19 protein-coding genes are annotated in these 25,019 nt (G+C 46.7%); 15 read left to right on the forward strand and 4 right to left on the reverse strand.

What is annotated here, in order from left to right; all coding sequences use genetic code 11:
• The first annotated feature begins 150 nt into the window (after positions 1-150).
• The 3 genes from MKY73_RS06585 (at position 151) to MKY73_RS06595 (ending at position 4,694) form a co-directional block, all read left to right on the forward strand.
• Positions 151-1,581 (forward strand): glycoside hydrolase family 1 protein, encoded by a 1,431-nt coding sequence (locus tag MKY73_RS06585; RefSeq protein WP_339308515.1) that lies wholly within the window; start codon positions 151-153, stop codon positions 1,579-1,581.
• Between the two features lie 232 nt (positions 1,582-1,813).
• Complete coding sequence (locus MKY73_RS06590; RefSeq protein WP_253439676.1) at positions 1,814-2,665, forward strand: PRD domain-containing protein; 852 nt, start codon at positions 1,814-1,816, stop codon at positions 2,663-2,665.
• A gap of 127 nt (positions 2,666-2,792) precedes the next feature.
• Positions 2,793-4,694 carry a beta-glucoside-specific PTS transporter subunit IIABC gene (locus MKY73_RS06595; protein WP_339306359.1) on the forward strand — a complete coding sequence of 634 codons (1,902 nt, stop codon included), beginning with the start codon at positions 2,793-2,795 and terminating at the stop codon, positions 4,692-4,694.
• A 72-nt stretch (positions 4,695-4,766) separates the two neighbouring features.
• Here the strand turns inward: MKY73_RS06595 and MKY73_RS06600 are convergent, their stop codons facing one another.
• Positions 4,767-5,672 carry a LysR family transcriptional regulator gene (locus tag MKY73_RS06600; RefSeq protein ID WP_339306360.1) on the reverse strand — a complete coding sequence of 302 codons (906 nt, stop codon included), beginning with the start codon at positions 5,670-5,672 and terminating at the stop codon, positions 4,767-4,769.
• Positions 5,673-5,853: 181 nt separating this feature from the next.
• On the opposite strand from MKY73_RS06600, the gene MKY73_RS06605 reads away from it, so the two are divergent.
• Positions 5,854-6,438 carry an ankyrin repeat domain-containing protein gene (locus tag MKY73_RS06605; RefSeq protein WP_339306361.1) on the forward strand — a complete coding sequence of 195 codons (585 nt, stop codon included), beginning with the start codon at positions 5,854-5,856 and terminating at the stop codon, positions 6,436-6,438.
• Positions 6,439-6,488: 50 nt separating this feature from the next.
• Positions 6,489-7,832, forward strand: coding sequence for a uracil/xanthine transporter (locus MKY73_RS06610; RefSeq protein WP_339306363.1), 1,344 nt, complete (start codon positions 6,489-6,491; stop codon positions 7,830-7,832).
• A gap of 77 nt (positions 7,833-7,909) precedes the next feature.
• Here MKY73_RS06610 and MKY73_RS06615 read toward each other — a convergent pair whose 3' ends face one another.
• Positions 7,910-8,287: a PilZ domain-containing protein gene (locus tag MKY73_RS06615; protein WP_253439666.1), complete on the reverse strand. Its 378-nt coding sequence runs from the start codon at positions 8,285-8,287 to the stop codon at positions 7,910-7,912.
• A 186-nt stretch (positions 8,288-8,473) separates the two neighbouring features.
• Here MKY73_RS06615 and MKY73_RS06620 point away from each other — a divergent pair, with 186 nt between their 5' ends.
• The 6 genes from MKY73_RS06620 (at position 8,474) to MKY73_RS06645 (ending at position 14,844) form a co-directional block, all read left to right on the forward strand.
• Positions 8,474-8,941 carry a DUF6386 family protein gene (locus MKY73_RS06620; RefSeq protein ID WP_339306365.1) on the forward strand — a complete coding sequence of 156 codons (468 nt, stop codon included), beginning with the start codon at positions 8,474-8,476 and terminating at the stop codon, positions 8,939-8,941.
• Positions 8,942-8,969: 28 nt separating this feature from the next.
• Positions 8,970-9,650: a hypothetical protein gene (locus MKY73_RS06625; RefSeq protein WP_339306367.1), complete on the forward strand. Its 681-nt coding sequence runs from the start codon at positions 8,970-8,972 to the stop codon at positions 9,648-9,650.
• Between the two features lie 27 nt (positions 9,651-9,677).
• Positions 9,678-10,322 carry an SMI1/KNR4 family protein gene (locus MKY73_RS06630; protein WP_339306369.1) on the forward strand — a complete coding sequence of 215 codons (645 nt, stop codon included), beginning with the start codon at positions 9,678-9,680 and terminating at the stop codon, positions 10,320-10,322.
• Between the two features lie 297 nt (positions 10,323-10,619).
• Entirely contained in the window at positions 10,620-11,648 is a 1,029-nt protein-coding gene (locus MKY73_RS06635; RefSeq protein WP_339308517.1) for a pectate lyase, read from the forward strand.
• A gap of 311 nt (positions 11,649-11,959) precedes the next feature.
• Entirely contained in the window at positions 11,960-13,438 is a 1,479-nt protein-coding gene (locus MKY73_RS06640; protein WP_339306371.1) for a methyl-accepting chemotaxis protein, read from the forward strand.
• Between the two features lie 182 nt (positions 13,439-13,620).
• Positions 13,621-14,844 carry a GNAT family N-acetyltransferase gene (locus tag MKY73_RS06645; protein ID WP_339306373.1) on the forward strand — a complete coding sequence of 408 codons (1,224 nt, stop codon included), beginning with the start codon at positions 13,621-13,623 and terminating at the stop codon, positions 14,842-14,844.
• Positions 14,845-15,122: 278 nt separating this feature from the next.
• On the opposite strand, the gene MKY73_RS06650 is transcribed toward MKY73_RS06645, so the two are convergent.
• Complete coding sequence (locus MKY73_RS06650) at positions 15,123-15,488, reverse strand: VOC family protein (protein ID WP_339306375.1); 366 nt, start codon at positions 15,486-15,488, stop codon at positions 15,123-15,125.
• Positions 15,489-15,651: 163 nt separating this feature from the next.
• Positions 15,652-17,304: an alkaline phosphatase gene (locus MKY73_RS06655; RefSeq protein WP_339306376.1), complete on the reverse strand. Its 1,653-nt coding sequence runs from the start codon at positions 17,302-17,304 to the stop codon at positions 15,652-15,654.
• 259 nt (positions 17,305-17,563) lie between these two features.
• On the opposite strand from MKY73_RS06655, the gene MKY73_RS06660 reads away from it, so the two are divergent.
• From MKY73_RS06660 to MKY73_RS06675, 4 genes are all read left to right on the forward strand, one after another.
• Entirely contained in the window at positions 17,564-18,868 is a 1,305-nt protein-coding gene (locus MKY73_RS06660) for a hypothetical protein (protein WP_339306378.1), read from the forward strand.
• Between the two features lie 285 nt (positions 18,869-19,153).
• Positions 19,154-20,668, forward strand: a complete 1,515-nt coding sequence (locus tag MKY73_RS06665; RefSeq protein ID WP_339306379.1) for an AbgT family transporter — start codon at positions 19,154-19,156, stop codon at positions 20,666-20,668.
• A 102-nt stretch (positions 20,669-20,770) separates the two neighbouring features.
• Complete coding sequence (locus MKY73_RS06670) at positions 20,771-22,042, forward strand: amidohydrolase (protein ID WP_339306381.1); 1,272 nt, start codon at positions 20,771-20,773, stop codon at positions 22,040-22,042.
• A gap of 578 nt (positions 22,043-22,620) precedes the next feature.
• Positions 22,621-24,864: a carboxylesterase family protein gene (locus tag MKY73_RS06675; RefSeq protein WP_339306383.1), complete on the forward strand. Its 2,244-nt coding sequence runs from the start codon at positions 22,621-22,623 to the stop codon at positions 24,862-24,864.
• Positions 24,865-25,019: the final 155 nt, after the last annotated feature.

The raw sequence follows: 25,019 nt of genomic DNA on the forward strand, positions 1-25,019 counted from the left end.
GGGCAAAACCTAACACGAAAGTTGGCAAGCAGGGAATCCAATGTCCCTGTCAGCCCTTTTGGTTGGAGATTGTCCGCTTTTTCCTGTCGGAAAAGGATAGAGGTAAGCAATTAAACAAAGAATGAAAATACCGTTACTTAGAGAGGAAGGATTGACATGACAACACCATTTCCGAAGGATTTCCTATGGGGCGGAGCTGTAGCAGCCAACCAACTTGAAGGAGCTTATAATACAGATGGCAAGGGCCTTTCTGTTCAAGACGTAATGCCGCACGGGATTACAACGCCCAGAACGGAAGGACCTACTGAGGATAACCTGAAACTGATCGGGATTGACTTTTATAACCGTTACAAAGAAGATGTTAAGCTGTTTGCTGAAATGGGCTTCAAAGTGTTCCGTACATCTATCGCCTGGTCCCGTATCTTTCCTAAAGGTGATGAATTGGAGCCAAACGAGAAGGGTCTGCAATTCTATGATGATCTGTTCGATGAGTGCCATAAGTACGGCATTGAACCCCTCGTAACCATCTCTCACTATGAGACACCGCTACATTTGTCCAAAACATATGATGGCTGGGTTAACCGTAAAATGATTGAGTTCTACGAGCGTTATGTAACGGTGCTCTTCAACCGTTTCAAAGGCAAAGTGAAATACTGGCTGACGTTCAACGAAATTAACTCCATTCTGGAGGAGCCATTCATGAGCGGCGGGATCTATACGCCAAAAGCAGAACTGTCCAAACAGGATCTGTATCAAGCAATCCATCATGAATTGGTAGCCAGTGCGTTAGCAGTGAAACTGGGACATGAAATTATGCCTGAAGCCAAAATTGGCTGTATGGTACTGAGCATGCCTACGTATCCGCTGACTCCGAATCCGGATGATGTGGTTGCAGCGATGCATGCTGAACAGCGCAATGATATCTTTGCTGATATCCATGCGCGTGGTTACTATCCGAAATACATTAATCGTTATTTCAAAGCAAATAATATCAATATCAAGTTTGAAGACGGCGACGCTGAAATTCTGAAGCATACCGTAGACTTTATCTCGTTCAGCTATTATGTAAGTATCTGTGAGACAGGTGATCCCCAGAAACGTATTGAAGGAAAAGGCAACTTGTTTGCAGGGGTACAAAACCCTTATCTCCAAGCGAGCGAGTGGGGCTGGCAGATCGATCCGCAAGGACTGCGCGTAACCTTGAACAAATACTGGGACCGATATCAAAAACCATTGTTTATTGTCGAAAATGGTCTGGGCGCAGTAGATGAGCTGATCACCGACGAAAATGGCATTAAAACGGTGAACGATGATTACCGTATTCAATACTTGAATGACCACTTGGTACAAGTGGGTGAAGCTCTTGAGGATGGCGTGGAAGTGATGGGTTATACGTCATGGGGCTGTATTGACCTGGTGAGTGCTTCAACAGCAGAGATGAAGAAACGATATGGTTTCATCTATGTCGATCGCAACAATGATGGTTCAGGAACACTAGATCGTTACAAGAAAAAATCTTTCCACTGGTACAAAGAAGTTATTGGTACAAATGGCGCAAGTCTTAAACGTAACAATAAGTGAATAGTAGTTCTTAAGGCATGGTTGTTATGCACCTTCTTATGTCATATTAATGCACATTAACCGCTTTCACAAAAACATTGTCAGATGGATAATTATATGGTAAGATGGGCCTAAGGCTAATGAATACTGGATTGTTACTGTTCAATCAGGCAAAACCAGAGGCGGGGCATATTTCGTGACCTGCTTTGGTTTTGCCTTTTACTACTTTGACGGTGCAAGGTGATGTGAAGAAATGAAAATTGAGAAGGTGCTGAACAACAACGTAGTTACCGTAATTGATCCGGGAGGAAACGAACTGGTCGTTATGGGACGTGGAATTGCCTTCAAAAAGCATACTGGTGAATCGATAGACGAGAGTCTCGTCGAAAAAATATTCTCGCTTGAAAGTAAGGAAGTATCACAGAAACTTAAAACGCTTCTGTCAGATATCCCGGTTGAATATGTCGAGTGCTCGGATGAGATTATCCGTTATGCCGAGACGGTGTTAGGTGAGAAGCTGCATGAGAGCATCTACATTTCACTGACGGATCATATTCATTTTGCCATTGATCGACATCGTCAAGGATTGCAGATCCGTAACGCATTGTTCTGGGAGATCAAGCGCATGTACCGGAAGGAATATGCCATTGGACTCAAGGCGCTACAGATCATTGAGGAAACATTAGGTGTCCTGCTTCCCGAAGACGAATGCGCATTCATTGCGATGCATCTGGTTAATGCCCAGATGAACGGTGAGATGAGGGAAACGATCAGCATTACAAACATCGTTAAGGACATTCTTAATATCGTAAGACGCAGCTTTGTGATCGAGCTTGATGAAGATTCATTGAGTTATTATCGATTTTTAACTCATCTGAAGTTCTTTGCCCAACGTGTGTTGCAAGGGACGGCAATTGAAGATAAAGAAGAAGATAATCCGCTTCATGACTTGGTGAGCAAGCAGTATCCTGAAGCACATGCATGTGCAGTAAGGATCAGTGACTATACGCGTAAGATCTATAATCGGGTGTTGTCCAAGGAAGAAATACTGTATCTGACCATTCATATTGAACGAATTGTCAGAAATGAACAAACAATTGAATAAACTAGGATTGTTACTGCTAAAAAGGCAAAACCTAAACGTTGAATAATGATAAGCTTTTCTGCTTTGTCATTATTCAGTGTTTAGGTTTTTTTTTAACCTTCATTACACATAAAAGGAGCAAAACACAATGGATAAACAACAATTGTCCAAGGATATCTTGAAGCTTGTTGGTGGCGAAGAGAATATCGATCAAGTCACTCACTGTATGACAAGACTCAGATTTAACCTGAATGACAACCAAAAAGCGGACAAAGCGACGCTAAAAAATACACCAGGCGTGATGGGCGTGATGGAGAACGGCGGACAGTTCCAGGTTATCATCGGTAACGATGTACCTGTCGTGTATAACGCACTTGTTGGCAACATGTCCAAATCACCAACCGCAGATAATGCATCATCAGCTGCTTCAACTGGAGAAAAGAAAAAGAGAAATCCAATAAGTGCGCTGTTCGACTTCATCTCAGGAGTATTTACTCCAATCCTACCAGCCATTACGGGTGCAGGTATGATCAAAGGGATCGTGGCGATCCTTGTAGCCCTGGGCTGGTTGTCTGATACCAGCTCAACCTATATCATCTTGTCTGCAATCGGGGATGGTGCCTTCTACTTCCTGCCAATCATTCTAGCAATTAGTGCTGCACGTAAGCTGGGTAGTAATATGTATATTGCTGCAGCGCTCGCAGCGGGTATTATGCATCCAACGATTACAGCATTGCTTGCCAATGGTGACACCACATTTGTGGGAATTAAGGTTATAGCAGCGACATATTCTTCTACGGTAATTCCGATCATTCTCGCCATCTGGATTGCTTCTTATGTCGAGAAAGCTGTTGATCGTGTTACACATGCTTCATTGAAGCTTCTGATTGTTCCGACGGTTACCCTGTTGATTATGGTTCCACTGACGTTGATGACTGTTGGACCATTGGGTACGGTTCTTGGTAATGGTTTGTCCGGTGGTATTTCATGGTTGTTCGACAATATGTCCATCTTCGCAAGTATCCTGATTGGTGGTACGATGTCACTGCTGATCATCACAGGTATGCACTATGCACTGTTGCCAATCATTGTCGGTTCAATGACAACACTGGGTTACGACTTTATTATTCCACTGATGTTTGCAGCTAACCTGGCACAAGGTGGTGCAGCATTTGGTGTAGGTCTCAGATCGAGAAATAGCAAAACCAAATCCCTTGCCTATTCCACAGGTCTTACGGCTATTATGGGGATTACAGAACCAGCGATGTATGGTATCAACATGAAATTCAAAAAACCATTTATTGCAGCTCTGATTGGTGGAGCTATCGCAGGCGGATTCATGGGGATCGTCAATGTTAAAGCATATGTACTTACAGGTCTAGTGGGTCTGCCAAGTATCGCAGCATTTATCAGTCCGGCAATTAGCACACTTCTCTATGCACTGGCTGGTGGTCTGATTGCTATCGTAGCTGCGGCAGTTCTGACATATATTCTTGGATTCGAAGAAGAAAATGCATCGGAGCCAGCTGCACCAGTAGCTGAGCCTGCAACAGCAGCAACAACTTCCGCTTCCGAAACTGAAGAAGCAAAAGCACAAGATGAGCAAATCTTCAGCCCAATCACGGGTGAAGTTAAACCGCTGAGCGAAGTGCCGGACCCTGCATTCTCTGAAGAGATTATGGGTAAAGGATTCGCGATTCAACCAACTGAAGGACGTGTGGTATCTCCAATCAACGGTACAGTATTCTCATTATCGAAGAGTGGACATGCCATTGGTCTGGTAAGTGATACTGGCGCTGAGATGTTGATTCATATCGGCATTGATACCGTGAAGCTGAAAGGTCAATTCTTCTCGCCTAAAGTACAAGCAGGTGCGAAGGTTACCGTAGGTGATGTACTGATGGAGTTCGACCGGGAACAGATCGAAAAAGCCGGTTATACAACGATTACACCCGTTATTATTACAAACATGCACCAGTATGAGTCTATTGAGTCTGCTGGTCGCACGACGATCAAAGAAAAAGATTTGTTGTTCACAGCCAAAGCTTAATCAAAAGAATAAAGCAGCAACTTTGCCGGATTCAAAGCCGGGGAAGTTGCTGCTTTTTTTGTTCTGTTTGTTCTATACCACAGGAAGCATACCCTGTACCAATTGCACAAAGTGTTGTGCAGGCTTGGACAGATAACGGTTCTGCAGCCAGACCAGCGCCGAGCCAACCGTGGAATGCTGATCTTGAATGCGGTATACGTGGAAAGGGTGCTCTTGGTATAACTGTAGTACCGTGTGAGGCACGATGGAACTGGCGAAGCCGAGTCGGACCAGCTCCAGCAACATATTAATGTCTGAGCACTCGCCCATGATGGAGGGGGTGACTTGATGCTCACGGAATTTGTCCAAAATTAACTCGAACATACCGAGCCCCTCTGTACTTGGAAGCAATAGAGGAATTCCTGTGAGCTGCTCAAAACAAGTCCCCATCTCCGCTTCTGGTAGCATGTCTGTCGAGTTAACTAGCGGTGTTGCAGAAATATAGAAAAGGGGCTCCTGTGGCAGGTGCAACACCTCATAGCGTGCGGTCTGGACAGGCATGCGTACACAGGCAAGCTCAACTTTGCCATCTTCCAGCAATCGGCATAATTGTGCCGATTCATTTTGCTGAATTTTATAGGTCACCTGTGGATGGGTAGTACGGAACTGCTGTAGTGCTTGAGGGATCAGGCGATCTGATATGGTATTGATGCCGATGGCGAGTTTGCCACGTATGCCGTGCTGGAAACTTTGCATCTCCATTACAGCTTCCTCCATATATTTGGTCAAGGTGACCGCATAATCGTAGAAGCTGCGACCAGCCTGCGTTAGTTCCATCATGCGCCCTTTGCGTTCAAACAACATCACGCCAAGCTCTTCTTCCATTAACTTAAGCTGCTGGCTTAAGGGGGGCTGAGCCATGTGAAGTCTTCGGGCTGCTGCTGTAATCTGTTTCTCCTCAGCAATGGCAATGAAATAGCGACATTGTTTGATATCCAAGTGGTTGTCTCCTTTGCCTTCAAACTATATGTAATTCGTATGGAAAGCCAACAAAACATGTATTTTTAATATACTACGTTCTTATGTTAACATACATTAGATTTGCACACCTGACTAGAGTGCTTGGTTTTTCTATGAAAGTTACTGCATGAGAAGACGTTGAATTGGAGGATGAAATAACGTGGTTAGAACAATACATGATGCCGCTCAAGCAGGACATACCGATGAGGTCATTCGGTTTATCACCCAGGGTAGCCAGTTGAATGAACGGGATGCATTGGGGCGAACACCTCTGATGGCTGCGTTGCACGGTAATAAGATAGACACGGCAAGAATGCTAGTGGACGCCGGAGCAGACATTAATCTCCAGGATAGACGATTGGATAATCCGCTGTTATACGCGAGTGCCGAAGGCATGTATGACATGGTTGAACTGGCCATTGAAGCAGGTGCAGATACAAGGTTAACAAATCGTTTTGGCGGTACCGCCCTTATTCCAGCAGCTGATCGGGGCCATGTGCACATTGTGGAGCTTCTGCTGACACGCAGTGATGTAGATGTGAACCATATCAACAATCTGGGATGGACAGCCTTGCTGGAAGCAGTCATTTTGGGAGATGGCGGTCCACGGCATCAGCAGATTGTTGCCTTGCTTTTGCAATATGGTGCAGATCCAAAGATCGCGGATCGGGACGGAATTACACCGCTTGTACATGCGCGTCAGCATCAATATGCGGAGATGGAACGGTTATTAACCGAAGTCTAAAAGCACTTATGTGTTTATGATACAGAAGAGTGAAAGGATATTGCTAACAAATGAATAGACATCAAGAGCATTTTTTACAAAAGAATATGAAAGACGTATCTTCAATGATTTTAGCGGGCATACAGTGGTTTTTCTTCCTGTTTACCAATACTGTTGTGGTTCCGCTATCTATCGGACATAATTTTCATCTGTCCTCGGATGCCATTGCTGCCTCCATGCAGCACGCATTTATCCTTACCGGAGCGGTGTGTATTCTTCAAGCAGTATTTGGTCACCGCTATGCAGTCATGGATGGCCCTTCAGGACTATGGTGGGGATTGACACTGAGCTTGACTGTATCGGCTTCGTCAGCAGGTATGAGCCTGGAGCGCATTGGTGGTGGTCTGGCTGCAGGTTTTCTGTTAGCGGGTCTGACGATGATGATATTGGGCTGGCTAGGCGCGGCGCAAGTGCTGCAGAAGCTGTTTACACCGATGGTGAAGAGTGCCATGCTGTTTCTGATGACCATTCAATTAACCATGAACTTTTTTAAAGGCATGATTGGATATACGGAGTTTGGTCGCTTCGATCTGCCAGTTGCCGCGTTATCCGTTGTCATTGCATTTCTGGTGGCATGGATTCAATTAAAGGGTAAGGGGAAACTGGGGAACTACGCGATCTTAATTGGAATTGTGGCAGGCTGGATTGCCTATAGTCTATTGTTTCCGGGACAACATAGTGGACAGCCCAACCACATAGTAGGAGGCCTAACGCTGTTTCCATGGGGAGCACCAAGATGGGAACCGGGAATCGTCATTACTGCATTTTTTGTGGGACTGGTGAATATGACGAATTCGATTACCACATTAAGCACGGTCGAGAAACTTTATCAGGCAGAGACGACCCGTCAGCAGTACCGACGCTCATACGTGTTAACGGGTCTGTTCTCGATGTTGTCGGCCTGTGTAGGTGTGCTGCCATTTGGTTTATTTGCATCATCGATCGGCTTTCTGGAGAGCACTCGCATTCTGCGTCGTGCTGCCTTTATTATTGGAGCGGGGTTGTTATGTATGATGGGGCTTACACCTTCGGTCACTGCCTTTTTTGCACAAATACCACCAAGCGTAGGCAGTGCTGTTCTGTTTGTAGCCTATCTGCAGATGTTCGGTACAGCATTAAGAACACTTGAGGGCACGACGTTTAATTCTAAAACGATCTATCGTGTAGCGTTGCCGGTACTCACTGGAGTTGCTGTAATGAATATTCCTGCTGAAGCCTTTCAAAACTTGCCCATGTATCTTGTTCCGATTATAAGCAATGGTCTCGTTATTGGTGTATTGGTATCATTACTTCTCGAAAAAACCGTGAACTGGTCCAAAATGGAACAACCAGTGACAGTCAGTAAAGCGGCATAATGTGTTTCATCTCGTAACAGTCCAATTTGATTGGGCTGTTTTTGTTTGTTTTGGTTACCAACCTATATGGCCACTCGCTATTTCACAATAATTTTGCCTTGTCCTGCAAGCATTCGCATCTCTCGGGAGAGACGGTCCTGGTTACCGTCCTGCATTTCGAGTTGGACACCGTAGTGCCATGAGGTATTTTTTTCTTGCCCCCAGCGGAGAGTGCCTTCCATATATAGAGGGTCTTCGAATAGCAGCATATTCATGCCAATCCGAATATCGTTATTCTCGACAGGAAGGGATAGTGGAAATGATAGCTGACAGCCGGACCGACTGATATCACATAACTCAGCCTGAATGGGTTTCGGTGGTGCATTGACCCCGTTGATGCTGAGAATATAGATCTCAAAGTTGATTGGTTCCTTTAGTGTGTAGCGAAAGGGTTCTTTTCTATTATTCATCGACATGGCTTGGCTTCCTCCATCAAGTTCAAAAAAGTCAGTTATGCTTATATCGACCGTTTGGAGTGAGAAATGAAGAGTTGCGAAAGCAGAGATGGTCCAAGGGTTCCTTTTACACGTGTATCAGGCTTGATATAATGATGGAATATATTTCTGAGGTTAGGTCTGTATCTGACAGAAGGGACGGGGAATATGAGAGGAACATTTCAAATGGTTACAGATACGGCAACATTGTGCCTGTATGATCTGGCAGCGTTAAAGCATCGTTTCGAGGATACTTCGGATTGGTGGTCCATACCGGAAGATGAGTTAAGTGAGGTGAATGCAGGCCATTGTCTGTTCCTGAATCTGGGTGCGGATGGAGTGTATGAGGTAGAGTGGAGCTTGGAGGATGCAGAGGTGGAATCAGATTCAGATGACGTAGCGAAACGGGAAAAGGTATATCATCTGCAAGTTCCGTCTGGGCACGTCTATCTGGGAGCGGCTGATGATGTTACTGGCGGGGAACTGGAGCCGGATGAGACGTGTGAAGGGGTCATGTTTCAGCTAAATCCCGGAAACTATGCGTGTATCATCTCCAGAGAAGCCAGTCGGATCGCAATTGTCATGACTCGAAGTACTCAGGGGAAGAACACGTTGGCTGAATTAATCCGGATTTAATGTACATAGGTGAACAGGAGGGATTCATATGCAGGTTTGGAACGAGACACCCTTATTGGACACAGATACCCTGCGTCAACGGATGAGAATACTTGCCGCACTGGATATCATATTTTCGGAGGAAGACTGGCTGCGTGTACATCATTATGAAAAAGAACTTCAGCCAGGTGTGGCATGGGGAAGCATCGATAATGGCGCAGGTGATCATCTGCATGTATTATTTACGAATTCAGGCACATTGATTAAGGGATTTGATCATGAGTCACCTTTAAGTCCGCATGCTCGTGAGGATGGAGAGATCTACCCAGGCATGTACGATGAAGTGCCGAAGACATTGATGACTGTTCTGCGGGATCATGAGGAGACACTGGATCTGGAGAATGTGACCTTTTGCCTATGGCAGGACGGGAACGACTTGTCATGGAAGGTTGGTAACTGGATTCAGATGGCGTTGGCCGAGGAAGGTGAAGCAGACGCCAGAGGTGGTGCAGAATTTTTGCTGGAGTATTTGAATAAAGACTCGGAAGATTACGTGGATTGGGCCAAAGGATACTATGATATGCCAGACCTACCGTTGGAAGCTGTAGCTGAGATATATGAAGAAAAACCGGTGACTGCCAGCCTGATTAAGCAGTTGTGTCCTGAACGAGATGTGGCAGCCGCACTGGATGAGTTGCAGCACCGCGGGAATGTCGTGGAACGAACGTGATGGAGTAGCAAAGGAGGTAGCTAGGCCGTGTACACTGAACAGCTAGAACGTATGCGTGAAAAGTTAATCAATCTCCGAAGTCTGGACTCGGATTTGGACTTGTTCGGCGCAGAGAGCCATGCATATGAGATGTCAGCTGTATGGACACAGGAGGATATTGCACAGTTCGAACAGAAATGGCGAATTAAGTTGCCGGAGGACTATAAGGTATGGCTTCTACATATGGGGGCGGGTGGTGCAGGGCCTTATTATGGTCTGGAGAACCCGGATGACGGTGTATACGCTGTGCTTGGTTATGATGAGCTGAATGCGATCTCGGCCCCTTTTCAATTCAGGGAAGCATGGAACTGGAACTATGACTGGTTCGATGATAGCAAGGAAGAAGAGGAATGGTATGCTCTGGAACACGAATATTTTGATCCAAAATGGTCGGCAGGCATGCTGCGCATCAGTGATTTTGGTTGTGGCATCTCCATGAATCTGATCGTTAAGGGAGCCTCCTACGGAGAGATCTGGGTTGATGACCGGGCTAACCGCAATGGAATTTATCCTGATCAGTATTGGGGCAATACGAATCGACTGCATTTTCTGAACTGGTATGAGTTGTGGTTGGATCGTTCAATCCAGCAAATCCACGAACAAAAGCAATCATCTGGAGCAAACGAAGTCTGAAGGAGGTTGTACATATGGGCTGGGAATATGGGATTAGAACAACGGAGCCTGCGATTTACTGGAGATCAAAATTAAATAAATAAAATAGGATCGATGGTTGAGATGAAGTCATGGCAATGGTTATGACTTCATCTCATTTTTTTGTTTTTTCACTATATCTGATCTGCTGTTGCATAAAAGTGAGAATTGTTGTCTTTTTGCAGTTTTTGTATTGTCACAGCCGTAGTTACACGATATAATCGATTTGTCTTTGAGGATAATATTATAAAGGATGGTGAAATTTTGAAGAAATTTTCGATGCTGTTACTCGCTATAACTCTATTGTTGATAACTGTCTCCACAGCCCCGTCTACATATGGTGCGGCCAGTTATCCAAACACAGGTACAAACGGATTGACTGGTTTTGCAGGCAGTGCCAAGAATGAAAATGGTGTATCCAAGTCAGCTACGACAGGTGGTAAAAACGGTCAGGTGGTTTACGTTAGTAATCTCAATGACCTGAGAACACACATGGCGGGCTCTACGGCCAAAATTGTCGTCGTTGAACAGAATATTTCTTCCTCTACGTTGCAAAAAGTTGAATTCGGAGCAAACAAGACACTCATAGGTTCCTTTGACAGGCATACATTAACGAATATTCATTTCAGATCGACAAGCAGTTCAAGCAATGTGATTTTTCAGAATCTGACCTTCCAACATTCAGCGAATATTAATGCCAATGATGATATCCAGATGTATATCACTTCAGGCTCCAATTACTGGATCGATCATGTAACGTTTGCGGGTCACAGCTACAGCTCTGGCGGTAGTGATCTGGACAAACTGCTGTATATCGGTGATCGCGCCGACTATATCACGATTAGCAATTCCAAATTTGCAAACCATAAGTATGGCGTTATCCTCGGTCATCCGAATGATGGTAACAGCAGTTACAATGGGGTACCTCATGTGACGATGTCCAACAATTACTTCGAAAACTTGTATGTACGTGGTCCTGGACTTTTAAGATACGGTTACTTCCATCTCAAAAACAACTATGCAAACAACTTTAATCAGGCCATCACCATTGGTGAAAAAGCACGGATTTATTCGGAAAACAATTACTTCGGTGCTGGCGCTGAAAAGGGCGGCATCCTGGATGACAAAGGAAAAGGTGAGTTTACGGATACGGGTAGTACACCAGCGCTGAATAGTCCAACTTCACCTAAAACGAACTGGAGACCAAGCTCCAATTACAGTTATCAGGTAGAGAGCGCCAGCTACGCGCGTGAGTTCGTCACCAAGTATGCAGGCTCCTCCAATACGACACTTGTGTTCGGTAAATAATTAATTATCTTGATAATGAATTAGCGATTGACTAAGAAGCCTTTCTTGTACGTAACAGCGTATAAGGGGGGCTTTTTATGTTTTTTTTTATACGGGAGCGTATTAAATAAAAGTTAATATTTAATTTTGTATTCGGAATACCGATATACATAATGTAGCGCTGCTTTCATATTTGTGAAGTAACATTGTACTATGGCGGTGGCCTGAGCGTTGCGTTGAAATATGCACGGAAGCAAACCATTAAGAGGCCGATGTGAGTGCGAGTATGCCCTACAATCGTAAACTTATTTTATCTAAAGGACGGGGTATGCATGAATCGTATTGACGAAATTATATGGAAACGGAACAAGATCATCAGCATCATTTTGTGGGTTGTGTTAATTGTAGGATTTTCAGTAGCTTTAATTGAGCCCAAATTATTTATTTCCAACGGTATTGTGATCTTGTATGGAATCTGGCTCGCTTATGCAAACGCCAAAAAGAAGCATATTCATCTCATTCCTTGGGTGAACACGGTGCTTATCTCGTTGTGCGGGGTATTCGCCGGATGGGGAAGCGTTGAACCGCTGCTTGCTATGCTTATCTCTTCAATCTTGCTTATTTATCCAAACAAAAAATGGTTTATCATCGGATTTTCGGTTATGCTCGCGAACAATATTCTTCAACTTTGGATTATTCCTACAACGACTCAGGATCAGTTTGTAACTAATGCAACCAATGTAGGACTGTTCGCCGTTGCGGGCGGAATCTTGTTCATGGTGTCCTATTTGAACCAAAAGCTCTTTCATGAAAGTGAAAAAAGATGGAGCGAAGTGGAAGCGTCGCGGACACGGGTGGAAATCATGCTCGAGCGTGTAAAGGAATCCGTCGAAGGTCTGTCTTCTTATACGGATCAATTGAAGAAAAAGGTGGATTCAACAGGTTCCATTACCCATGAAGTGACCCTTGGATTCAGTGAGGTTGCGAAGGGTGTGGAGTTCCAGGCGACCAGTGTGGCCGACATTTCGGAATCCTTAGCTGTATCGGATCGGCATATTAAGGACGTTGCTTTGTACTCCCAACAGATGAAAGAGTTGTCCGCAAGTATGGCAACGAGCACGCAAACAGGAAGCGAACATATGGACCAACTGAATATTCAGATGCAAGATTTATATGAAACGATCAATACAACTGCAAATGACATGCGAAAGTTCAATGAGGAAAGTGAATCCATGACGCTTATGCTGAACAGCATAGCGGATATCGCAACTCAGACCAATCTGCTCGCGCTTAATGCAGCCATTGAAGCGGCTCGTGCAGGCGAGCATGGACGCGGATTTGCGGTTGTATCAGAGGAAGTGCGCAAGCTGGCCGAGAGCTCAGGTCAATCTGCGAATGATATTTCAACCATTCTGTCTCGGTTAAAAGGACAAACGCAGGCACTGACAGATCGATTCGAACGTATTCGTCTATCCTTACAACAAGGAAGAGACAGCGTGCAGACGGCAGATGAAGTGTTCCGTACGATCAACAGCAACTCTCAGCATGTGTTGAATCAAGCGACAGATATTGAGACGAGTTCGGCAACAATGAAGGATTCTTCTACCAGAGTAGTGAATGAGGTTTCCGAGATTTCGAGTGTAACGGAGCAATCCAGTGCAGCGACCGAAGAGATTCTGGCGAGCATGGAAGAACAGCGTAACTTAACACAGAAGATGGTGGAAAGTTTCGGAGAACTGGAGCAGCTGATTGTGAACCTGAATGAGTTAGTCTCGGATCATCAGGCATCTTCCGTGGAGAATAAACTTTAATACCAGATTGTTGAAAGTTCGTCTGTACGTATTTATCGTGCTGGACGGGCTTTTTTCATCTGGAGTATAAGTTGATGCCGACAATTTTTTCCTATACAGTGTTGTGTAGAGTATCTAGAGAATGAAACTGTAACTGTAGATGGTAGATACAAGAAGATATTACTTCATGGGGGAGTAAAAGGTTGAAGAATAAAGCAGGGAACGACAGATCGGGTTGCGATGTACATACATATGAGGTTGGGAATGACAATTACATCGAACGTGTGCGTCTCTATGATCAGCATTCGTTCAAAGACATGGACTGGCCCGATACGGAGGACGGCGAATATGCGAGAGCTTATCTGGAACCCATGATGCAGCAAGGGGCCGAGAGCTTTATGTCCAACGTGGAGACCACAATGCTGCTCGCCCGGATCGACGATCTTGTTATTCCACTGACGGTGAATGATGCAGAGTATGATAATGCTTACGTCTGTTCGCCATATACGCATTACGTGAGTTACGCCAAGCAGGAATTGAGCATGTTGGAGAAACCCGTGTTGGAAAAAGGCCTTAGTGCGCTGCTCAGTCTAATCGGTTGGGGAATGAAGCGATCACAGATTAACAAAGTCGTGCATGTGAACAACTGGCTGTTGTCCACCAATCTCTATCCAGCCATGTCCGGTGAACAGGCAGAATGTTTGCTTGCAGTGGTACAAGAGCGATACCCGGAGCACGTCATTGTGTTTCGCTCCTTGTGTTCGGGACTTCATCCCGATCTGACGGCGAGGCTAACCGAAGTGGGGTGTCGACTGATTCCGAGCCGACAGATCTATCTGTACCAAGCGAATGATCCGAATTTTGGCAACTCAAAATCGCGCTGGCTGTTGAAGAGAGATTACGAATTGTTAGCCAAGCACGAGTATGAATTTGTTTCCGAAGTAGAAATGACAGATGCAGATATTCCGCGAATCGTGGAGTTGTACAAGCGGTTATATCTCGAAAAATACTCCTATCACAATCCCCAGTTCACCGAACGGTTCATTGCTGCTGCGATGGCATCAGGAACACTCAGGCTGTATGGACTGCGAAAGGAGGGGCGCTTGGACGCGGTCATGGGTTATTTCTGCCGAAATGGAATCATGACAACACCGTTGTTCGGTTACGATACAGCGGTGTCCCAGTCCGTCGGACTATACCGCATGTTATCCGCCTGTCTGATCAAACAGGCTCGGAAGAACGGCCATCTGTTGCATGAGAGCGCGGGAGCAGCTCAGTTTAAGCGCAATCGGGGTGCTGTGGCGGATTTTGAGTATTCGGCTGTGTATGAGCGCCACCTTCCATGGGGCAGACGCTGGTGCTGGATGCTGCTTGATCGGTTGCTGAATCGCATAGGTGTGCCGCTGATGCGCCGTATGAAGCTGTAAACAGACATAATAACGTTATACGTTGCCCTAGGCGGGGGTGTGCATACAGGTTTGACGGCACACATGTACAAACAACTGGTTATCGTGATACGCACACTCCTATCACAATCGCCTAATTAGGACGTGTCTCAAAACTCACTGAAGTGCATCTTTTACCGCCTTTTCGCCCCCTGCTGCGTCACTTTCCCTTGACGTGCCCCGGCACGCCTGCGGAAAATCTCCTTGCTTGGAACGAAAAATCGCTAAAATCTGCGTCCTTCGGAGTTTTCAGACACGCCCTAGACATGCTCTGCAAGTTGTACCTCGAATCCGTCCGGATCTGTAATGTAAATAAATCGCAGGTGCGGATTGGGCTGGATGGGGCCGCGTACAATCGGAATATTTAGCTCTGCCAGTCGTTCCATCGCTTCATCCAGCGAGTTCACCTCATACCCGATCGACACGCCAGCCTCTGGTTTAAGAACGGATTCACTGCCCTCAATCAGTTCCAGCTTGGATTCATTCTCCATGCCGAGCATGGCAATCTGCCTTCCGCGGCTTTCGAATCTGCGCTGAACTGGAAGTCCGAGCATGTCGTGATAGAACCTGAGCGAAGCTTCCAAACTACTGACCCTCAGCGTGATCCAGTTTAATTTGATCAACATGAGTGAATCTCTCCTTTTTCTTGCATGATATGTATTTTGGTTACGTTCATTATACGATAGGTGCTACCAGGAACCTACTCCTTATCAGTAAACAATAAAATAGCTGCCGAGATATTCGGCAGCCAAATCGTGTAATCTCCGTTCGTTCCGTTGGTTCTATCAATTATTGAATGAGATCCACTGCACCTTGTGGTACAAATGCCTCTACACCGTTATAGACAATGACACCTTCCAAAGCTGTCTTTTTGCCGTTCACCAGTGCAATATTTTTATAGATTTGCAGTTCCAGCGTGGTGTTGCCTTTGGTAACGAGGATCTTTGGATTTTTGGCGTCAGTGAGATCCAGTTTGTATGTTGCGCCTTTGGCTGTAAATGCCTGTTTGCCAGGTACAAACAATTGTTTGTTCACGCTGTCCAGATCGAGATCCAGTACACGTGCCATATATTTGGCGACATCCGTGTTGTCGATTACCCCGAATGGACGGTCATTGTTAGGAGCATACGTGTAAAGTACGACATCTCCACCTGTATGACCACCGGTTGTCCAACCAATCCCTGCGCGTTTGCTGATCATTGGACCGATTGCATAGTTAAGACTACCCGGCTCAGCCGTTTTAATTGTGGCAATCTCCTCGGAAGTCAGATCGGTAATGCCATAGTATTGTTTCATCACTGCTTTGATGTTTGTACGCTTGGCATTCAGCTTCGCTTCAACACCCTCACCTGTCAGTTTGGCCTTTTTCAAAGGTCCAATAAATGTGGACAACGGCTCTTTATCATATGTTCCAGTTGTGGAGGCATTACCGATCGTGAGTCCACCGTTCTGGTGGTCAGTTACAGCCACAACCGCAGTCTCTCCATCCGCTTTGGCAAAATCCATGGCTACTTTTACGGCATCATCAAAAGCCAGTACATCACTGATAATACCAATCGGATCATTGGCATGAGCTGCCCAGTCCACTTTGCTGCCCTCAACCATCAGGAAGAAGCCGTCTTCGTCTTTGGACAGAACTTCAATCGCTTTGGATGTCATCTCAGCAAGACTTGGTTGCTTCGCAGGATCACGGTCCATATTGTAAGCCATGCCCGCAGGTGCGAACATCCCCCACAGCTTATTCGAATTGGATGCCTTCATGGCAGCTGGTGTAGTGACGTAATCGTAACCTAGTGCCTTAATGGAGGAAACCAGGTTTTCGCCGTCTGGGCGACCCGCAGGCTCAAGGTACTTGCTACCTCCACCCAACACAACATCCATGCCATTATAGACTTGTTGTTTACTGAGGGCATCATAGTTTTTCCGATCCGGGTAGTGAGCAGAGAAGTCCGCGGGTGTGGCGTGCATAATCTCGGATGTGGATATAATACCGGTCGCTTTGCCAGCTAGTTTGGAAGCCTCCAGTACAGAAGCGACCGGTTTTCTTGCGTCTCCAGGCGCAATCGCCTTTTGCCCAGGCATCGTAGCTTTGTCCGGCAGTACACCGACAAATCCGGTATGAGACTTATAACCTGTAGCAAAAGCGGTTCCGGCGGGGGCCGAGTCCGCTATCGGGGCATCGGCGGAGTGTGTGCGAACCATACCGCTTGCCATGGAGTCAAGTGTCAGGGACGATCCCTTATACCAACGAGCCAGAGCAGTCGCATCGTTAGCCATGCCGTCGGGGATGAGGATAATCACATTTTTAATCGGTGATGCAGATGTCGTTGAGGTGTTGTCTTCCGCAGCCCACGCTGCACTGCTTCCTCCGAGTGTAGCCGTCACAATTGTTGTCACCGCGAGCATCATTTTGGCTGTACGGACATTAAAACGGTTTAACATGAATGCATCCTCCTAGAATATATGTATAGTTTGTTTTCTATCCAGAACCCATTTTATACAACCAATGCTAAACCAATGTATGAAATGGATTAACTATATGTAAAATTTACGATTAAATGAAAAACGATAGACTTCAAGCGAACTGTAATCTGTTTTGTTATATCGTCGGTTCTGTATATAATTAAAACTTATAACCCACGGAACATTCGGAGCGATATGATCTATGTTGAATTGTGGCGTGAGAGAAGGAGGGGTGTAGATGTATCGGATCGGAATCGTAGGGCCAAGGCCATCCATTGAGCGAACCATGCGTGCGTTGCAGGGACACAATCTGGGGGCTAGCTACGAGCCATATGCCTATGAACATGCAAGAGAAACGGGAGACATCATTAGACGAAGTCGGGAGAATGTACACGGATGGGTATTTACGGGACCGATTCCTTATCTGAGTGCCCAAGCTGAACTTTCGGAAAAAGAACATGCGATATACTGCCCTCCTACTGGGGCCAGCTTGTATAAGGCGATGCTTCAGGCCGTCTACACCTTGGACAGTCCGGTGAAAGATATCTCCATTGATATGACAGACAACGAGAGCTGGGGGCTGATGGACAGTCTGGAAGAGCTGAACATCTCACAGGAGCAATTACGTAAATACGTGTTTTCCATCGATTACGATGTGGAAGAAATGATCGGGTTCCACGTGCGGCATTGGCAAGAGGGGATTACCAAAGCAGCGATTACCTGTCTGTACGCGGTGTATGAAGGTCTGGTGGAACGCGGGGTACCCGTCTTCAAAATTGATTCAACCAAGCAGGAAACGGTTCAAGCCGTACGTATGTTAATTGAACAGATTCGCAGTTCAGCGTTCAAGGATAGTCAGATAGGTGTGCTCATGATTGAGATTGATCGATTGCATGAAGCGGGAGAACTGTCGACGGAGCGTTATCAGTTGCAATATATGGAGCTGAAGATCAAGGGAGTGCTGCTGCGACACTGTGAACAAATTGATGGATCACTTCATCAGGACGGCACCGGAAGGTACCTGATGTATGGTTCGAGAGGTGTGATGGCCCGTAATATGGATTCACTGCATTCGACCATGCAACAGTTGGAGCTGGATACAGACTTGCCTTCCTTCGGCGGGATTGGGTTCGGGGAGACGGCATTTGATGCCGAACGACATGCACGTAAAGCTATTCAGTACGCCAAGGATGATGAGGCTGGACGGATTATTATCTATGAGACGGATGGAACCATTGTCGAGGCGGCAGGAGAAGACCACGAATTATCCTACGAAACCTATTCAAGTGATATTGAATTGCTGGAACAATTGAACAAGGCAGGCGTCAGTATTCGTACATTCCAGAAAATAAAGGCCTACATACGCCGAATGGGCAAAGAAGAATTTACAGCCGGTGAGCTGGCTTCCGGGCTCTCCATGACCATCAGGCACGTACAACGTATTATGGGCAGTCTTACTGCTTTTGCACTGGCTGAAATTGCTGGCAATGAGCTGAATACAAGGCGCGGAAGGCCTAGTAACCGTTATCGTCTCTTGCGTTAGGTTAGCGAACATAGAACGAATTACTAAAACCGATGATGCAACCTTATGTCTCATGTCCGTGTGGAGAGGACAAGATGACAAGGCCGGCTCAGCGGTTTTTTTATTTCCAGTGTTAAAATACATAACACAGGTATTGAACTTTGTGCGGGGATAATTATATAATGTCCTAAAATTACGACATTTTCGTTAAATGTGCGTTAATAATCTGCTAACGGGGACAAGACCTTCATCAGACTTGTTCAGTCTATCCAGAGGCAGTTCCATCACAGTCAGGGGGTTGTTTGCATGGTCAAAACGGACAGACAGGAGAACACAGGACTTTTTGGTTGGGTAGAGAAAGTAGGGAACAAGCTTCCCAATCCGTTTTTATTGTTTATCTATCTCATTGTCGCCCTGATGGTTGCCACACTGGTGTTATCGCTCTTTAATGCGACGGCACATAACCCGATTGATGGGGAACAGGTACATGTCAAGAACTTGCTGAGCAGGGAGGGAATTCAGTGGCTGTTGCCGAATGTGGTCAAGAACTTTGCTGATTTCAAACCACTGGCTTCCATCCTGGCTCTGGTGCTGGGCATTGGTCTGGCGGAGAAGGTGGGTCTTCTCGAAGCAGTTATGCGTAAAATGGCTGTTCGGGTACCTGCGCGTTACGCCAGTTATCTCGTCATTTTCATCGCTTTTTTCAGCCATGTGTCCTCGGATGCAGCGCTTGTGATCATGCCTCCGCTTGGAGCGCTGATCTTTCTCGCGGTAGGCAGACATCCGGTTGCCGGATTGATTGCCGCCATTGCAGGGGTTGGCGCAGGTTTTACAGCCAATATGCTTATTGTGACCACCGATGTATTGCTGTCAGGCATTAGTACTGAGATTGCAACCTCTGTAGATCCCAATGTGGGCGTTACGGTTCTGGATAACTGGTACTTTATGTCCGCTTCGGTTATTGTGCTGACACTCGTTGCCGGGTTCATGACGGACAGATTCCTTGAACCACGTCTGGGCCGTTACGAAGGGGAGCGAGTGTATAAGCTCGAAGCACCGACACCTGAAGAAAACCGGGCATTACGTGCATCGGGGCTTGCTGCATTGCTTTTTATCGCCGTCATTTCATTTATGGTGATCCCTTCGAATGGCGTTCTTCGTAATCCGGAAACGGGAAGTGTCATGGGTTCGCCTTTCCTGGCCGGGATTGTTCCTGTCATTTTACTGTTCTTCTTTACCGTAGCGCTGACTTACGGCATTAAACTGAAAGTGATCCAAAATCAGAACGATCTGCCGAAATTGCTCATTGAACCGATCAAAACGATGGCTGGTTTTATCGTGATGGTGTTCCCGTTGTCCCAATTCGTGGCGATGTTCAACTGGAGCAACATGGGCAAATTTCTGGCACTTACAATTACCGATTTGCTGGAAAAGACAGGCATTAACGGCATTCCGGTGGTGATCGGATTAATTTTCCTGTCGGCATTGCTGACGATGTTCATCGCAAGTGGTTCAGCGATCTGGTCCATTCTTGCCCCGGTATTTATTCCAATGATGATGCTGCTTGGATTCCATCCGGCATTCACTCAGGTTATTTTCCGGGTATCGGATTCGGTTGTTATTCCATTGGCTCCGGTATCGCCTTTTGTACCGTTGTTCGTAGGATTTCTGCAGGAGTACCGTAAAGATGCGAAGCTGGGAACGTATTATTCACTGATTTTGCCATATTCGATTGCATTCTTCTCGGTGTGGGTGGTTATGGTCATTCTATGGTACGCCTTCAACTTGCCACTTGGTCCGGGAGTAAACGCAAGATTGTAGGAGATCAGCAGAGCAAGCTTAGTGACGTATAACGTTGAATGAGTCGTGTAGGTCTGAATACACGATCAAATAGATAGAGGTTGGAGAGAGGGGAAATAACATATGATGGATATTATCGCGCTTCGCCGGGACCTGCATGCACATCCTGAACTGGGATTTACGGAATTTCGAACTGCGACCAAAGTGGTGCAGATCCTGACGGAACTGGGTTATAGCGTCACTTACGGAAAAGATGCAATTGATGACACATCACGGCGCGGGCTGCCGAAGCCCGAAGTCTTGGAAGATGCATATCAGCGTGCCCTCCGTGAAGGTGCAGATCCGGTGATCATGGAACAGATGCGAGGAGGATTCACCGCCGTTGTCGCTGAAATTCAAGGTGAGCAGGAGGGGCCAACGACAGCGTTCCGCTTCGATATGGATGCATTGCCGATCCGTGAGAGCAAGTTGGAACAACATGCGCCGCAAGCAACACAATTTCGTTCCCGTCATGAAGGCATTATGCATGCCTGTGCACATGATGGGCATACAACGATCGGACTGGCGCTTGCAGAACGGTTGAGTAACCGGAAGTTTGCCGGCAGGATTCGGCTGTTATTCCAACCTGCCGAAGAAGGTGTGCGCGGAGCATATGCCATGGTTGAAAAAGGAATGCTGGAACAGGTGGATCGCCTGTTCTGTATGCACTTGGGTACCGGTGTGCCATCCGGTCATATTAGAGGTGCGTCTGCCGGATTCCTGGCAACGACCAAGCTGGAAGCACATTTCACCGGTGTATCTTCCCATGCAGGGGCTACACCGGAGGAAGGACGGAACGCGCTGCTGGGCGCAGCGACCGCCATGCTCAACATTCATGCACTTCCCCGCTTCAGCTCGGCAGATACCCGGATTAATGTAGGCATTCTGGAAGGTGGAACAGGGGCCAATATTATTGCTGAGCATGCCCGCATGGTTATTGAGACACGTTCGACCAGTGAAGAAACGAATCGAGAGCTGGAGCGCCGCGTGCGGAACATCATTGAGCATAGCGCAGCCATGCACGAACTAACCGCTTCCGTTGAAGTGGTTGGAAGTGCCATCCCGATTCGATGTGATATGGAACTTGCAGAGCTTGCGGTTCAGCAAGCGGAAGGCATCGCTGGTTTCACCCATGCGGAGGCTATTTCGGATAGTGCTGCTCTCGGCAGCGAGGATGCCAGCTATATGATCCGGCGAGTCCAGGAGCAAGGTGGCAAAGCCACGTATATGATTGTTGGCAGCGAGTTACCTGCCCCGCATCATCATCCCGAATTTGATATTGATGAAGCGGTATTGGCCCCTGCGGTGGAACTGCTGGAGAAGTTGGCACGTACGCTGCAAACAACAGATCTATAGGATGGTTGATATCGATATCGATGACTAAGAGTTAGCGGTCTGGATCATCAGGATGGAAATTAAGTTCAGTTCAGACCCGCATGAAAAGTGCGGGTTTTTCTGGTTAGTCCTTGTATGGAGAATATAAAGATGATTAAAAAAGATATTGCGAACGCTTACATTATGTGCTAACATCACCATAACAACAGGGTTGTAACCGTGTTTAGGGCAATACCTGTGTCAGTTCATTCGTTGGTTCTTTGTTCATCAGATGAATGATTGCGTTTACATTTTCATATGGAATGAGCCTCATTCCTCAGGGTTGTTACTGATTGCAGGCAAAACCTGAATTGAGGGCAGCAGATCACGCTAAAGCGATGTCTGTTTGCCTTCGGTTCAGGTTTTTTTATACAAAAAATGCCTGAAGGCATGCCCGCAAGCGCCGTTGCGGATATTTCGAGCAGAAAGGAGTGCAGCAGATTTAGTTTTCTGAAATAGAGAAATAGACTCATCCAGACATTGGAATACGGATTCAAAGATGCACATTTCCAATGCGATTATCCCATCACACACTATTTGACAGCGAGGAGATTGTTGACATGAAAAGCATTAAACGTTCGATTGCCATAGCAACCATTCTGGGTTTATGTGTATCCGGGTTACCGGCATATGCAGCAGGAAATACAGCAACCTCTTCTTCAGCAGAGATGGACAAGCTGATCCAATCGGAGCTTATTCGTGGCAGCGGTCAAGGTGTTAATGCGGCTTATTTGAATAAAAAGGCTACACGCATTCAAGCCGCAGTACTGTACTTGCGTTTGTCCGGATTGGAGAAAGAAGCACTCGCCTATCAGGGATCGGTAACGTATGACGATGCGGCTCAGGCAGGCAAAGTATTGCAACCCGTCGTTGGCTACTTGAAGCAGCATCCGTATGTGGCTGAGATCGTAAAGGGAACGGAGAAATTTGAGCCTAATGCCCCCCTTACAGCGGAAGGTTATGCCACAATGCTGTTGAAGGTGCTTGGATATGAAGTAGGTACGGATTATAAGCAAGGAGCGGCTTCCACCTATGCGGCTGGGAAAGGAATCAAGGCACTTCAAGGGAAGGGAGGAAGTGAGCTTACCAATCGACTGATGGCCGAAGCAACTGCACAGGCTTTGCAAACACAGCTTAAGAACGGCAATGGAACCTTGGAGCAGAGCTGGTTGAAACATAAAGAAGCTGGCGCGTTCAAACCTCAAACGCTGCAACAGACCAAATATGGTGCGATTGATGGCAAAAAATATGAGCAATATGGCACGCTCGGCTGGCTCGGTGTTCCATACGCCGCACCTCCGGTAGGTGAACTGCGTTGGAAAGCCCCACAAGAACCTGAAGCTTGGGCAGGAACGAGATCAGCTAAGGAATTCGCAGCGAACAGCTTGCAGATCTCTGGCAAGAATACAGTAGGCAGCGAAGATTCACTGTACCTCAATATCTGGCGTCCCGACACAAACAGTTCTAAACTTCCGGTGATGGTGTTCCTGCACGGCGGTGGGAATATGACCGGATCAGGTAAAGATTTTCAGGGTGAACAGCTTGCACGGAGCACCAACAGTATCATCATCTCCGTGAACTACCGTCTGGGCGCCCTCGGATTCTTCGAGAATGCAGCGCTGAAAACCGGCAATGCCCTGGATGACTCCGGTAACTATGGTCTGCTCGATGCATTCCGTGCACTGGAGTGGGTACAGGATAATATTGCAGGGTTTGGCGGAGATACAGGCAATGTTACATTAGCCGGACAATCTGCTGGTGCACGTGATGTGCTGGCAACCCTGATCTCTCCACTTAGCAAGGGACTGTATCAAAAAGCAGTTGCTTTTAGCGGAGGATTGACGACAGCATCACCGGAAGAAGGTGAGCAAAAATCCCAGGATGTACTCGTGAAGCTGCTCGTACAAGAGGGGAAAGCGGCTAATGCAGAAGAGGCAAATGCGTGGATAAGCAAGCAATCTCCGGCACAGCTGGAGAGCTACCTGCGTGCACTGCCTGCGGACAAGCTGGTCACTGCGTTTGGTGCAACCGCAATCCGTATGGAGCCATTCCCGCATCTGTTCCGGGATGGTACCGTGATTCCAAAAGAAGGCTTCGAAGCCATCCAGAACGGCAATTACACGAAAGTTCCTGTATTACTGGGCAGCCTGGAAACGGAGTTCTCCGGATTTGCCTTTGGTGATCCAAACTTCGCTCCAGCTATTGCGGATGGAACGCTGTTCACCGATGAAACCAAGGCGGAGCAATATGCTGCTGCTCTGAAATACGGTAGTGAAGCTTATGCAGGCTTTAATGCAGAACGTGTCGCGGAGCAATTGACCAGTGAAGCCGGTCAGCCGCCGGTATATGCTTATCGTTTTGCTTGGGGTACACAACCTGGGGTCATCTCTGAGCGTTTGCTCACGTTACTGGGCGCACCACATGGTGCGGATATGGACTTCTATACAGGGCACGCGGATGGCATTGCTGCCTATTTCCCTGAGGGATACTTTAGCGAGACGAACAAACCAGGACGTGATGAGTTGTCCATCGCGATGGCAGCATACCTGAAGCAGTTCCTGTACACAGGCAATCCAGGTACGGGTGGTTCCCCTAATCTTGCGGCATGGACACCTTGGACGAAAGATGCACAAGCACCGATCATGCGTCTGGATGCAAGTAATACAACGGCAGAGATTGGCATGTCCACACAATATAATCAAGGCAAAAAAGCCGTAATGGCGAAGATGAAAAAAGAATTGTCTGAAGAAACATACAAACTGTTGACGGAAAAAGTGTTTGCAGGCCGTTTCTTCTGGGAGTAGGGATCACCGGGTAGGAAGGGATATATAGATAAAAGGTATATAGATAAATTGAAAGCCAAGGGAGCCTATTCTCTTGGCTTTTTGTACTGTTCGTCATGCTTAAATATGGTATTGTTGTAAATATAAATTAATAACATCGAGAGGGGAGACGTGTA

It is taken from the genome of Paenibacillus sp. FSL R5-0519 (assembly GCF_037974275.1).
Taxonomy (GTDB): Bacteria; Bacillota; Bacilli; order Paenibacillales; family Paenibacillaceae; genus Paenibacillus.